The organism is Nocardia sp. TBRC8007 (assembly GCF_056629435.1).
Map to the genome: position 1 here is coordinate 1 of NZ_JBWSOR010000095.1, position 1,235 is coordinate 1,235.

Annotated in this window: 1 protein-coding gene; it reads right to left on the minus strand. The window is 65.7% G+C overall.

All coding sequences use genetic code 11. The features are described from left to right. Positions 1 to 42 precede the first annotated feature (42 nt). Positions 43 to 1,154 (minus strand): IS3 family transposase gene (locus tag ACX4ZE_RS22750; protein WP_480275504.1). Its coding sequence is split into 2 segments (ribosomal slippage): positions 43 to 887 and positions 887 to 1,154, totalling 1,113 coding nucleotides; the frame shifts between segments, so codons are not numbered across the junction. Between the last annotated feature and the right edge of the window lie 81 nt (positions 1,155 to 1,235).

A 1,235-nucleotide genomic window follows, 5' to 3' on the forward strand; every position in this document is an offset into this window, starting at 1 on the left:
TGACGGGACCCCGGTGATCGGTCCACGGGCTGTGAGAGCCGGTCATTGATGTGTGCAGATCGCAGCGTATCCGGCCGGGGTGCGATATCCCAGGGCCGAATGCCGCCGCCGCTGGTTGTAGTCGGTTTTCCAATCGGTGATCACGACCCGGGCCTGGGTCAGTGACCAGAAGCTGTTGATGTTGAGGCATTCGTCGCGCAGACGCCCGTTGAACGACTCGATATAGCCGTTGCGCCAGGGCTGACCAGGCGGAATGAACGCCAACCCGACCCGCTCACCGGCCCAGTCCGCCATCACCGAGCACGCCAGCTCCGGTCCGTTGTCACAGCGCAGAACCGCCGGATAGCCTCGTTCGGCCGCGATGCGGTCGAGCTCGTCGATCAGCCGATCAGCGGTGATCGAGCGCTCCACCAGCCCACCCAGGCATTCACGGGTGTGCTCGTCCACAATCGACACGATCTTCACAGGTCGCCCGTCGGTGGTGGCGTCGAACTGGAAATCGATCGCCCACACCCGATTCGGCGCGTCCGCGGTCACCTCGCAGACAGTGGAGGTGCCGAGGCGTTTGCGGCGCCGGCGCACCGGCACCCGCAGCCCCTCGGCCCGCCACAGGCGCTGAATCTTCTTGTGGTTCACCGCCCATCCCTCGGCGCGGGCCTCGTGGTAGGCGCGGCGGAATCCTTGCCGTGGATGGGTTTTCGCCCACTGCCGCAACCATTCCCGCAGCCCGGAATCCGGGTCGGTGTCCCGCTGGTCGGCCGGTGGACGGCGTTGGGTACTGCGATGCTGCCCGGTCACCCGGCACGCGGCGCGTTCACTCATCCCGAACAGTCGTCGCAGGTGAGCGACCGCCGCGCGCCGGCGTTCCGGGTCTAGAAGTTTCCCTTCGCAATCTCCTTCAACGCCGCCTTCTCCAGCTCGGCCTCGGCCAGCAACCGTTTCAACACGGTGTTCTCGCGTTCGAGTTCCTTGAGCTTCTTCGCGTCATCGGCCTTCAGGCCGCCGAACTGGTTGCGCCACCGGTAATAGGTGGCCTCGGTGACCTGCAGGACCCGGCACACCTCTGCCACGTCCTTACCCTCGGCCAGCAGCCGATCGGCCTCGGTCAGCTTCCGCACCACCTGCTCAGGGGTGTGCCGTTTACGCGTCGCCATGATCGTCATCGAGCCTTCCCGCCCAAATCCTGGGCATTCAGACTCTCACAAACCCCGGACCGGAACAGAGGGGTCAGGTCA